Raw genomic sequence first — 12,658 nt, 5'->3', positions numbered from 1 at the left:
CCGTTCACCTTCCGGCTGTTCGGCACCGCATTCTTGGCCTGACTTACCGTTTCCGACAAACCAAGGTTTTTAGAAACATTCCCATTAACACACAGGAAGACGGAATCCGGTGAGTGTTGGTAATACTCGCCAGACCGAATACTTTAATGCGGCCGATAACTACCTGAACTGAACAGGTCATGGATATGGGGGCAACCGTTGCTAACGGTTATGTTATAACAACTGAAACCATTAAGCTGTGATAATAACTCTACACGAAGCTGAATAGCTTCCTAAAGTACTTAAACGAGGTTATACATGACAAAGATCACCTATATCTAGGTGCCCACAAATGATCGGAATAGTGATTTGTTTATACTTGCAAATTATACGTAAAAAAACCCGCAGAAATAACAACCAATTAAGAGTTTAATTTTGCATTGTGCAATATCAGTATCTAATGAGATTACAAACACAAAACTCTCAGTTAAAACTACGAGTTCTACTACTATTAATGTTTCTTTTTCTTCCCTTGAACTGCCTTAAAACGCGGATTGGATTTACAGATAACATACAACCTGCCCCGACGGCGTACGATTTTGCAATCTGGGTGACGGGTTTTCGCCGTTTTAAGTGAACTTAACACCTGCATTTTTACGATCCCTCATTTATTTATTACCAATAAAACGCCCAAATTTTTTCTGGAATCGTGCTGTGCTGCCTTCTTGAGACAAAGTTTTCTGCTTACCTGTATAGAAAGGATGTGATTCCGATGATACATCAACAGTCACATACGGATACTCTTCTCCATTCAAGGTAATTGTCCGCTCAGTACGAATAGTGGAGCCAACTGTAAAGTAGGCATTAGCACTGGTATCGTGAAATACGACTACCCGGTAGTTTGGATGGATATCTGGTTTCATAATTTCGCCATTAATGTAATAGTATAACATTACAGTATCGCAATTTTTTTTTATCATCAAGAAAATAATGAGAAACTTTCTCAATTAAACACAAAAAGCCCCTGTACATTAAAAATACAGGGGCTTGTTTTAACTTCTTATTATAAAGCGATTATTCTACAGTCACTGACTTAGCCAAGTTACGAGGCTGATCAACATCGGTTCCTTTAATCAGCGCAACATGATAAGAGAGCAGTTGCAACGGCACGGTATAAAATATTGGAGCAATCAGTTCTTCAACATGCGGTAATGGAATGATCTTCATTCCTTCGCTGTCTGTAAAACCCGCATCCTGATCAGCAAATACATATAGCAATCCGCCACGAGCACGTACTTCCTCAATATTGGATTTCAATTTTTCCAGCAGTTCATTGTTTGGAGCTACAATGATGACTGGCATATCTGCATCAATCAGTGCCAATGGGCCATGTTTTAATTCGCCTGCGGCATAAGCCTCTGCATGGATGTAAGAAATTTCTTTTAATTTCAGCGCCCCTTCAACCGCAATCGGATACTGATCACCACGGCCAAGGAATAGAGCGTGGTGCTTATCAGAAAAGTCTTCTGCCAGCGCCTCGATAATTTTATCTTTCGACAGCATGCTTTCGATGCGGCTTGGCAATGCATGTAATGCATGAACAATTTCTTGCTCCTGTTCAGCATTAATACCTTTCAAACGCCCAAGGTAAGCCACCAGCATCAACAATACTGTCAGCTGAGTTGTGAACGCTTTAGTTGAAGCAACGCCGATTTCTGCACCAGCCTTGGTCATTAAAGCAAAATCAGACTCACGCACCAAGGAAGAACCAGCTACATTACAAACTGTCAACGATGTGAGGTATCCAAGCTCTTTGGATAAACGCAGTGCTGCTAATGTATCCGCAGTTTCACCCGATTGAGACAATGTAATTAATAAGCTTCCCGGACGACGTGCCGATTTGCGGTAACGGAATTCAGAAGCAATCTCCACATCACAAGGAATACCCGCCAATGCTTCAAACCAGTAACGGGAAACCATACCTGCATTATAGGATGTACCACAGGCAACAATCTGAATATGTTCAACTTTAGATAACAATTCAGCTGCATTAGGACCAAGTTCAGACAAATCTACCTGACTATGACTTAAACGCCCTTCCAGAGTACTTTTGATTGCCATCGGCTGTTCATAGATCTCTTTTTGCATATAGTGACGGTACACACCTTTGTCACCAGCATCATACTGAATATTGGATTCGATCTGCTCCCGTTTAACCGGTTCACCCTGAGTATTAAAAATATGCACAGTACGGCGGGTTATTTCCGCAATATCACCTTCTTCAAGGAAGATAAAACGACGGGTAACAGGCAACAGAGCCAGTTGATCAGACGCAAGAAAGTTTTCCCCAACGCCTAAACCAATAACCAGAGGGCTACCCGATCTTGCAGCAATTATTGTCCCAGGATCACGGCTATCCATGATAACTGCACCATACGCACCACGAAGCTGGGGAATAACACGCTGGACAGCCTCCAGCAAGGTACCACTCTGTTTTTGCTCCCAATGAACAAAGTGGGCAATAACTTCTGTATCAGTATCTGATGTAAACTGATAACCACGCTCAATTAACTGAGTCCGCAACTCTTCGTAATTTTCAATAATGCCGTTGTGAACAACAGCAATATAATCAGATACATGCGGGTGAGCATTTTTTTCGTTTGGTTCACCATGTGTAGCCCAACGGGTGTGCGCAATACCTGTCCCACCAAGGACTGGTTGCTTGTCAACCTCATCAGCAAGTATTTGCACCTTACCGACTTCACGCAAGCGAAGCATATTATTTTCGTTATCAACAACCGCCAGCCCAGCGGAGTCGTAACCACGGTATTCCAAACGACGAAGCCCTTCAATCAGGATTTCAGCAATATCTCGTTGTGCTACTGCACCAACAATTCCACACATCAGTTTTATTCCTAAAAACAGGGCTGATGAAAGCCCTTTATATGTCACGAACCTGATTGTTTTCCGGCTTTGCCGGTCCCCGAGCCTGTAGAGTGGGGATTATTATTTTATTTTTTCTTTACTGGGCGTTTCCAACCCTGAATATGGGTTTGCTTAATTCTGCTTACTACCAATTCATTTTCAGCGATATTTTTTGTCACTGTTGTCCCCGCACCAATTGTAACGCCTTTGGCAACAGTCACCGGCGCAACAAGCTGAGTATCAGAACCAACAAAAACATCGTCGCCAATGATGGTTTTGAATTTATTAGCGCCATCGTAGTTACAGGTAATAGTACCTGCACCAATATTCACATTACATCCAATCTCAGCATCGCCAAGATAAGTCAGATGTCCCGCTTTAGAACCTTTACCTAGATAAGATTTCTTCATCTCAACGAAATTCCCTACATGGGCTTTTTCAGCGAGTTTAGAACCAGGACGCAAACGGGCAAAAGGCCCAACAGTGCAGCCTGATTCCATTTCAGAATCTTCAACAACGGTATATGGACTAAGAATAGAATCATCGCCGATAATACAATTATTCAATATGCAACCTGTACCAATTTGCACGTTATTACCAAGGGTTACATTACCTTCTATAATGACATTGGTATCAATAACCACATCACGGCCATGAGTCAATGTACCGCGTAAATCAAAACGAGCGGGATCCAACAGCATAACGCCCGCTAGTAATAATTTTGCTGCTTGCTCAGATTGATAAATACGCTCAAGGGCGGAAAGCTGGAGGCGATTATTCACACCTTCCATTTCACTCAAGCGGCTTGGATGTACTACTTCAATTTTCCGGCCTTCTTTATAAGCCAAAGCAATCACATCCGTAAGGTAATATTCACCTTGAGCATTGTTGTTATTTAATTGGGACAACCAACGTTTTAAATCACCACCATTAGCGACCAGAATACCTGTGTTGATTTCATTGATTTTTCGTTGATCTTCAGTCGCATCTTTTTGTTCAATGATTTCGGTTACTTCTCCGTTTTCACGAACAATGCGACCATAACCCGTTGGATTATCCAGAATTGCTGTCAGTAAACCAATACCACCTTCAGGTTTAACCGCCAGCAGACGTTCAAGGGTATCTGCTCCAATCAGAGGAACATCGCCATACAGTATCAGAATATCTTCATCATCAGTAAAATAGGGTGCAGACTGTTGCATTGCATGTCCAGTCCCTAACTGCTCTGACTGCAATACCCAATTCAACTTTTGATCAGATAAAGCATGCTTCATCAGATCACCACCATGTCCATAAACCAGATGAACATTTTTAGCATCCAACGCCATTGCAGTATCAATCACATGCTGAACCATAGGTTTACCGGCCAGCAAGTGCAGTACTTTAGGGAGATCAGAATACATGCGGGTTCCTTTACCCGCGGCAAGGATCACAACACTTTTTGCACTGTTAGACATAAGAAACCTGATAACTCCAATTTAAGAGAAAAAAGTAAACCTGTTTGCGAGATAAATTACTACATATTTCGCAATACAAAAAAGCCAGTTAGCTTTCACTAACTGGCTTTTTTATTTAACTGCCTGTATTACATCGCCTTTTTTGTCAGCTCGATTACACGAAGTTTTGCAATCGCTTTAGACAATTCAGCTGATGCCTGAGCATAGTCAACATCACCGTGAGAATTACGGATGTGTTCTTCAGCTTTACGCTTAGATTCCAACGCTTTAGCTTCATCCAAATCTTTACCACGGATCGCAGTGTCAGCCAGTACGATAACGCCGCTCGGTTGTACCTCAAGGATACCACCAGAAAGGTAAATCACCTCTTCTTCACCGAACTGCTTAACAATACGTACCATGCCAGGTTTTATGGCAGTAAGTAGTGGAGCATGTCCCGGGTAAATACCCAGCTCACCTTCACTACCTGTCACCTGAATTTTCTGTACCAAGCCTTCAAACATCCGGCTCTCAGCACTGACAACATTCAGATGGTAAGTCATCGCAGCCATGTCAACCTCCGGTCAGCCGTTTTAAAGTTTCTTCGCTTTTTCCACAGCTTCTTCGATGGTACCAACCATGTAGAACGCTTGTTCTGGCAGGTGGTCATAGTCGCCGTTCAGGATACCTTTAAAGCCACGGATAGTGTCTTTCAGGGAAACGAACTTACCTGGTGAACCCGTAAACACTTCTGCAACGAAGAACGGCTGAGACAAGAAGCGCTGGATCTTACGAGCACGCGCAACCACCAGCTTATCGTCTTCCGACAATTCATCCATACCCAGGATAGCGATGATGTCTTTCAGTTCCTGATAACGTTGCAGAATAGATTGAACGCCACGGGCAACATTATAGTGCTCCTGACCAACAACCAATGGATCGAGCTGACGGCTGGTAGAATCCAGCGGATCCACCGCAGGGTAAATACCCAGAGATGCAATCTGACGGCTCAGTACTACAGTTGCGTCCAAGTGGGCGAAAGTTGTAGCTGGAGATGGGTCAGTCAAGTCATCCGCAGGTACATAAACAGCCTGTACAGAAGTGATAGAACCGGTTTTAGTGGAAGTAATACGTTCTTGCAGAACACCCATTTCTTCCGCCAGAGTTGGCTGATAACCTACCGCTGATGGCATGCGACCCAGCAATGCAGACACTTCGGTACCTGCCAGGGTATAACGATAAATGTTATCAACGAACAACAGAACGTCACGGCCTTCATCACGGAACTTCTCAGCCATTGTCAGACCAGTCAGCGCAACACGCAGACGGTTTCCTGGTGGCTCATTCATCTGACCATATACCAGAGATACTTTATCCAGTACGTTAGAGTCGGTCATTTCGTGGTAGAAATCGTTACCTTCACGGGTACGTTCACCTACACCGGCAAATACGGAGTAACCTGAGTGCTCAATCGCGATGTTACGGATCAGCTCCATCATGTTTACGGTTTTACCTACACCCGCACCACCGAACAGACCCACTTTACCACCCTTAGCGAATGGGCAAATCAAGTCCATTACTTTGATACCGGTTTCCAGCAGCTCTTGAGAGTTAGATAACTCTTCATAGCTTGGAGCCGAACGGTGAATCGCCCAACGCTCTTCTTCGCCGATATCACCTTTCATGTCGATTGGTTCACCCAATACGTTCATGATACGGCCAAGTGTCGCCTTACCAACTGGAACTTCGATTGGGTGACCTAAATCAGTAACACTTAAACCACGGCTTAAGCCATCAGAAGTACCCATTGCAATACAACGAACAACGCCGCCGCCCAACTGTTGCTGTACTTCCAGCACCAATTTAGCTTCGCCGTTTTGAACCTCAAGTGCATCGTATACTTTTGGTACGGTATCTTGAGGGAATTCGACGTCCACCACGGCGCCGATTACCTGGATAATCTTTCCAGTAGCCATCTTGAATCCTCTACGTAATTCGTAAACCTAGCTGTTAAACCGCGGAAGCGCCCGAGACAATCTCGGTCAGCTCCTGAGTTATGCTGGCCTGACGAGCTTTGTTATAAACCAACTGCAGCTCTTTGATCAGGCTGCCACCATTATCAGTCGCGGCTTTCATCGCCACCATTCGTGCGGCCTGTTCACTAGCCAGGTTTTCAACGACGCCCTGATAAACCTGCGATTCTACATAACGACGCAGCAGTATATCCAGCAACGCCTTAGGATCAGGTTCGTATAAATAGTCCCAAGATTTCTTCTTCAGTGTCTCATCATCTCCGGCAGGCAGAGGCAACAACTGAGTAATAGTAGGTTCCTGAGACATTGTATTGATGAACTTGTTTGTCACCACATACAATTTATCCAGACGTCCTTCATCGTATGCTCGCAGCATGATATTAACCGGCCCGATTAATTCGGACAGAGAAGGGTTATCTCCCATGCCTGTTACCTGAGCAACAACGTTGCCCCCAACAGAAGCAAAGAAAGAAGTCGCCTTAGAGCCGATAAGCGCCAGATCACACTGGACACCTTTATCAGACCAGTCTTTCATGTCTAACAACAGTTTTTTGAACAGATTAGTGTTCAAACCACCGCACAAGCCACGATCGGTAGAAACAACCAGATACCCGACACGTTTGGTTTCACGTTCCTCAAGGTATGGGTGTTTATATTCCAGATTACCTAACGCAAGGTGACCAATCACGCTGCGTATGGTCTCTGCATAAGGACGGCTGGCCGCCATGCGATCCTGCGTTTTACGCATTTTGGACGCTGCAACCATCTCCATCGCTTTAGTGATTTTTTGCGTGTTTTGCACGCTGGCGATCTTGGTACGTATCTCTTTTGCGCCGGCCATTCCTGATTCTCCTCATTAACCAGACGGCCCATGTTTAATTAAACCGGGCCGAATAGTGTTACCAGGACTGAGTTGCTTTGAAGGAATTAAGCAGAGCGTTCAGCTTCGCTTCGATCTCTTCATTGTAACCACCAGACTGGTCAATCTCTTTCAGAAGATCAGCATGTTCACGGCTGGCATACGCAAGCAGCGCAGACTCGAAATCAATAACTTTAGCAATTTCGATATCTTCCAGATAACCACGCTCCGCAGAAAACAGCGACAGTGACTGCTGTGCAACAGACATTGGCGCATACTGTTTCTGTTTCAGCAACTCAGTTACTTTTTGACCATGATCCAACTGCTTACGAGTTGCATCATCAAGGTCAGAAGCAAACTGAGAAAACGCTGCCAGTTCGCGGTACTGAGCCAAAGCTGTACGGATACCACCAGACAACTTCTTCACGATCTTAGTCTGAGCTGCACCACCTACACGGGATACAGAGATCCCAGGGTTAACTGCCGGACGAATACCCGCGTTGAATAGACTGGATTCCAGGAAGATCTGACCATCAGTAATTGAAATAACGTTTGTCGGTACGAATGCTGATACGTCACCAGCCTGAGTTTCAATGATAGGCAGAGCGGTCAGAGAACCCGTCTTACCTTTCACTTCACCATGAGTGAATTTTTCTACATATTCAGCGTTAACACGCGCAGCACGCTCCAGCAAACGGGAATGCAGATAGAAAACGTCACCTGGGAATGCTTCACGCCCTGGCGGACGACGCAGCAACAGGGAAATTTGACGATAAGCAACAGCCTGCTTAGACAAATCATCGTAAACAATCAGCGCGTCTTCACCGCGATCGCGGAAATATTCGCCCATTGCACAACCAGAATATGGCGCCAGGTATTGTAATGCAGCAGATTCTGAAGCAGTCGCAACAACGACGATAGTATTGGCAAGAGCATCATGCTCTTCTAATTTACGAACAACGTTCGCAATAGTAGAAGCTTTCTGACCAACTGCGACATAAACACATTTAATGCCTGAGTCACGCTGGTTAATGATTGCGTCAATAGCCAGTGCTGTTTTACCCGTCTGACGGTCACCGATAATCAGTTCACGTTGACCACGACCGATAGGGATCATGGCGTCAACAGATTTATAACCAGTCTGTACCGGCTGATCAACGGATTGACGGTCGATAACGCCCGGAGCAATCATTTCAACAGCAGAGAAACCATCATGCTCAACAGGACCTTTGCCATCAATTGGCTCACCCAGCGTGTTTACCACACGACCAAGCAGACCACGACCAACAGGAACTTCAAGAATACGGCCAGTACATTTGACCTTCATGCCTTCTGCTAAGTCAGCATACGGGCCCATCACAACCGCACCTACGGAGTCGCGCTCCAGGTTCAATGCGATTGCATAACGATTGCCAGGCAGTGCGATCATCTCACCCTGCATAACTTCGGCTAAACCGTGAATACGAATGATACCGTCATTAACAGATACAATCGTACCTTCATTGTGAGCTTCACTCACTACATTGAACTGAGCAATGCGCTGCTTGATCAGTTCGCTGATTTCGGTGGAATTCAGTTGCATATGCTCCAGTCCCCTTAAGACTGCAAGACGTCTGTTAAGCGATCTAAACGGCCACGAATACTGCCATCGATCACCAAATCACCTGCGCGGACGACCACACCAGCAATAACAGACTTATCAATTTTGCAATTCAGCTTAACTTTGCGTGACAGACGTTTTTCCATCGCTGTAGAAATTTTAGCCAGCTGTTGTTCACTCAGTTCGTCTGCAGAAATCACTTCAACATCAACGGTTGATTCAAGTGACGCACGCAATTGAATAAATTGCTGCAAAACTTCAGGTAACGCCAATAAGCGACCGTTTTCTGCCATAACACGAATAAAGTTCTGAGCATGTTCATCAACCTGTTCACCGCAAATTGCGATAAAGGCATTGGCTAATGTTTCCGAGGCCAATGAACCGGAAAGCAGCTCACCAACTTGCTCATTACGAGTCACTTCAGCTGTGAACACCAGCATATTCTGCCACTGTTCTAGCGATTGTTTTTCCACAGCAAAGTCAAAAGCTGCTTTGGCGTAGGGGCGAGCTACAGTAGCGAATTCAGACATGCCCCTCCCTCCTTACAGTTCAGCGACCAGTTTATCAACGATGTCGCTGTTAGCAGCTTCATCCACGGAACGTTCGATGATTTTCTCGGCACCTATGATAGCCAACATAGCGACCTGCTTACGCAACTCTTCCCGAGCACGCTTACGTTCGGCATCAATCTCTGCCTGAGCTTGCGCTACGATTCTGTTACGTTCCTGCTCAGCTTCCGCTTTTGCATCATCAAGGATCTGGGCTTTTTGTTTATTAGCCTGTTCGATGATGACCTGAGCTTCCGCTTTCGCTTTCTTCATTTGGTCGGTCGCATTGGCTTGCGCTAAGTCCAAGTCCTTTTTGGCGCGTTCCGCAGAAGATAAACCGTCAGCAATTTCTTTTTGACGCTTTTCAATGGCCGCCATGATTGGTGGCCATACAAACTTCATACAGAACATAACAAACAGGACAAACGCAATGGCCTGGCCGAGGATTGTTGCATTAAGATTCACAGCACAATACCTCTTTCTAAATTAATGAGTTGACGTAGTTTCGGATTTTTTCTGCAAACTACGCGACAGCAAACATTACGTACAAGCCAAGGCCCACAGCAATCATCGGGATGGCGTCAACCAGACCCATAACGATAAAGAACTGTGTACGCAGCAGAGGGATTAAATCCGGCTGACGAGCAGCGCCTTCCAAAAATTTACCTCCGAGGATGCCGATACCGATCGCAGCACCGATTGCCGCCAGACCCATCATTACAGCGGCAGCCATGTACAGCAGATCCATATTCAGGTTTTCCATGACAATCTCCAGTTTGTTTCAGTTAAAACACAGTTATTGTGGTAAAAATTAATGTTCTTCAGATGCCATCGACAGATAAACAATCGTCAGAACCATGAAAATAAAGGCTTGTAACGTAATAATCAGTATGTGGAAGATAGCCCAAGGCAGGCTGAGCATCCACTGCGACCACCACGGTAACAGACCAGCTATAAGAATAAAGATCAATTCACCTGCATACATGTTACCAAACAGTCGCAGACCGAGTGATACTGGTTTTGAAAGCAGGCTAACCCCTTCCAGAATTAAGTTAACTGGAATAAACAATGGATGATTAAAAGGCTGTAAAGTCAGCTCTTTTGTAAAACCACCAACTCCTTTCATCTTAATGCTGTAGTAGAGGATGAGGACAAAGACACCAATAGCCATCGACAAGGTAATACTGACATCTGCTGTTGGTACAACACGCAGAGCAGGTAAGCCGAAGACATGTTCACCGATATAAGGGAGAAAATCGATTGGCAGTAAGTCCATCACGTTCATTAATAACACCCAGACGAACACGGTCAGTGCCAAAGGGGCAATAACTTTGCTCTTACCGTGATACATATCACGGACACTGTTATCAACAAAACCCATGATTAATTCTATAGCAGTCTGAAGTTTGCCAGGTACGCCACTGGTGGCATTAACCGCAACCTTTCTGAATACATACAGAAATAAAATCCCTAATACAACTGAGAAAAAAAGCGAGTCAATGTTCAACGTCCAGAACGTTGCAGAACCACCAGAGTTGGGATCGACCAACTCAAAGGTACGTAGGTCCAACTGAAGGTTATTCAGGTGGTGGCCTATGTAGTCCCTTGCAGTTGAAACTTCTCCTGATGCAGACATGATGCCTCTTACCCTTTTGTTGTTGAAAACCTAACCGTTTATCACAGCTGGTGCGATGATCTGCACAACCAGCACCGCTAAATAAGTCAAACCCAGTGGTGCAAACGCCGCTTTAAACACGCCTAAAGCAACAACCAGCACAGCTATTGCAATAATAACCTTCAACCCTTCGCCAACAGCGAAAGACCATGCAACACGTACAGGAACACCTTCTTCTTTTACTTTCTGAAAACTGGCAAATAGCATAAAAATGGTATTAGGTAACCAACATGCTAATCCACCAGCAAAAGCAGAAGTGCCCCATTCTATACTTTTGGTACAAAAAGCCACACTGAGAATAACAAAAGTCATTAACTGCAAAAAAAGCAGTTTCAGTGCAATTCTACCGCTGTAAAGGGATACAGACATGACTTTTGTTTTCTCCCCTTGCACGCCTTGTATATCAGGTTTTGCTAAATGTTGTATAAAACTGCCTTTGCTTAAGTGTGTCAAGTGACAAAAACGTGCAAATTATACGGGCAGCCAAAATGAATTCAATCCATAAGTAGCGAAAAGGTGAACAATTATTTAAATTTTTTACTCCGGCGCCAGATTGTAAGCTAATTATTGTGCTGATTTCTTATCTCTAATAATTTCATGCTCTCAAACTTAAATGTGATTTGAATCACATAAAATTTTCATTTGTTAGTTATATTTAACATTAACTGGGAATATAAATAGAAAACATTAACAGTTAAATCAATAGGTTAATTTAAATTAATAGGAAAAGGTTATTATATTATTGACTTAAATTACCAAGCTAATTTTTAGCTGCTTTAGAAAAGCGAATCTGATGAAAAAACGCTTTATCTGATTTTTAAAGTCCCAACTATCTTAATATCAAGATAACGTTATTTTTATGTAATAACACGGTAAATTAAAGCTGAAACGAGACAAATCATAATTGACGATGTTGACCACAGTATTATTGTGCTCAACATCACTAATTATTTATAACTTTATTGACAAATAACAAACTTAGTTTGATTTAAGGATCACTAGATGGCGTTGCCCTTCCAATTCAGGAACATCTAACTGAATAACTGAATCAACAACAATTCCGGAAGGTAACATGGCAAATTCTTCCTCAGGGAGCACACCTTTAAGCGCATAGAATCGTCCATGAACAGACTCAGGCAAATGGCAACACCAAGAGACCATATCCTGTAATGAGGCAAAAGCACGGCTTATAACACCATCAAAAAGCGGCTTAGAAGAGTACGTTTCAACCCGGCTTTGCACTGGTTCTATATTCTCCAAACCAAGTCCATGCTGAACTTGGCGTAAGAATCTGACTCTTTTACCTAAACTATCCAACAATGTGAAATGAGAATCTGGACGAACAATAGCTAATGGGATCCCCGGCAACCCTGGACCTGTGCCTACGTCTATAAAACGATGACCTTGCAGATAAGGGCTGACAACAATGCTATCCATAATATGGCGTACCAGCATTTGCTCTGGCTCACGGACAGACGTGAGATTATAGGCTTTATTCCATTTGTTGAGCATATCAACATAAGCCATGAGCTGCTGTTTTTGCTGTTGTGAAAGCTCCATTCCTGCTTTAGTCAGCAGAAACTCCAGTTTATTAAACACAATA

At 44.0% G+C, this 12,658-nt stretch carries 14 protein-coding genes; all 14 read right to left on the bottom strand.

The features are described 5' to 3' along the window. Positions 1–490: 490 nt before the first annotated feature. Complete coding sequence (ykgO, locus tag ABR397_RS19445; RefSeq protein WP_072008876.1) at positions 491–631, bottom strand: type B 50S ribosomal protein L36; 141 nt, start codon at positions 629–631, stop codon at positions 491–493. Between the two features lie 16 nt (positions 632–647). Continuing rightward, entirely contained in the window at positions 648–902 is a 255-nt protein-coding gene (locus tag ABR397_RS19440) for a type B 50S ribosomal protein L31 (protein ID WP_149617407.1), read from the bottom strand. A gap of 151 nt (positions 903–1,053) precedes the next feature. After that, positions 1,054–2,883, bottom strand: a complete 1,830-nt coding sequence (gene glmS / locus ABR397_RS19435; protein ID WP_350307176.1) for a glutamine--fructose-6-phosphate transaminase (isomerizing) — start codon at positions 2,881–2,883, stop codon at positions 1,054–1,056. 107 nt (positions 2,884–2,990) lie between these two features. Beyond that, positions 2,991–4,361, bottom strand: a complete 1,371-nt coding sequence (glmU, locus tag ABR397_RS19430; RefSeq protein WP_350307175.1) for a bifunctional UDP-N-acetylglucosamine diphosphorylase/glucosamine-1-phosphate N-acetyltransferase GlmU — start codon at positions 4,359–4,361, stop codon at positions 2,991–2,993. Positions 4,362–4,489: 128 nt separating this feature from the next. Beyond that, positions 4,490–4,912, bottom strand: a complete 423-nt coding sequence (locus ABR397_RS19425) for a F0F1 ATP synthase subunit epsilon (RefSeq protein ID WP_011144452.1) — start codon at positions 4,910–4,912, stop codon at positions 4,490–4,492. Between the two features lie 21 nt (positions 4,913–4,933). Continuing rightward, on the bottom strand, positions 4,934–6,316 hold the full coding sequence (gene atpD / locus ABR397_RS19420) for a F0F1 ATP synthase subunit beta (protein WP_046974581.1): 1,383 nt from the start codon (positions 6,314–6,316) through the stop codon (positions 4,934–4,936). A 34-nt stretch (positions 6,317–6,350) separates the two neighbouring features. Next, positions 6,351–7,214, bottom strand: coding sequence for a F0F1 ATP synthase subunit gamma (atpG, locus tag ABR397_RS19415; protein WP_023044944.1), 864 nt, complete (start codon positions 7,212–7,214; stop codon positions 6,351–6,353). Positions 7,215–7,272: 58 nt separating this feature from the next. Continuing rightward, positions 7,273–8,814: a F0F1 ATP synthase subunit alpha gene (atpA, locus tag ABR397_RS19410; RefSeq protein WP_350307174.1), complete on the bottom strand. Its 1,542-nt coding sequence runs from the start codon at positions 8,812–8,814 to the stop codon at positions 7,273–7,275. A 14-nt stretch (positions 8,815–8,828) separates the two neighbouring features. Beyond that, entirely contained in the window at positions 8,829–9,362 is a 534-nt protein-coding gene (atpH, locus tag ABR397_RS19405) for a F0F1 ATP synthase subunit delta (RefSeq protein ID WP_350307173.1), read from the bottom strand. A 12-nt stretch (positions 9,363–9,374) separates the two neighbouring features. After that, positions 9,375–9,845 carry a F0F1 ATP synthase subunit B gene (gene atpF / locus ABR397_RS19400; RefSeq protein ID WP_021325028.1) on the bottom strand — a complete coding sequence of 157 codons (471 nt, stop codon included), beginning with the start codon at positions 9,843–9,845 and terminating at the stop codon, positions 9,375–9,377. Between the two features lie 58 nt (positions 9,846–9,903). Continuing rightward, complete coding sequence (gene atpE / locus ABR397_RS19395) at positions 9,904–10,143, bottom strand: F0F1 ATP synthase subunit C (protein WP_000429386.1); 240 nt, start codon at positions 10,141–10,143, stop codon at positions 9,904–9,906. A gap of 48 nt (positions 10,144–10,191) precedes the next feature. Beyond that, a complete protein-coding gene (gene atpB, locus ABR397_RS19390; protein WP_036845268.1) occupies positions 10,192–11,016 on the bottom strand; it encodes a F0F1 ATP synthase subunit A in 825 nt (274 codons plus the stop codon). 30 nt (positions 11,017–11,046) lie between these two features. Then, a complete protein-coding gene (gene atpI, locus ABR397_RS19385; protein ID WP_350307172.1) occupies positions 11,047–11,424 on the bottom strand; it encodes a F0F1 ATP synthase subunit I in 378 nt (125 codons plus the stop codon). 609 nt (positions 11,425–12,033) lie between these two features. Next, positions 12,034–12,654, bottom strand: a complete 621-nt coding sequence (rsmG, locus tag ABR397_RS19380) for a 16S rRNA (guanine(527)-N(7))-methyltransferase RsmG (RefSeq protein WP_350307171.1) — start codon at positions 12,652–12,654, stop codon at positions 12,034–12,036. Positions 12,655–12,658 lie beyond the last annotated feature (4 nt).

This window comes from Photorhabdus viridis (assembly GCF_040256935.1).
Classification (GTDB): domain Bacteria; phylum Pseudomonadota; class Gammaproteobacteria; order Enterobacterales; family Enterobacteriaceae; genus Photorhabdus; species Photorhabdus viridis.
This window is presented reverse-complemented; position numbering and strand designations above follow the sequence as displayed.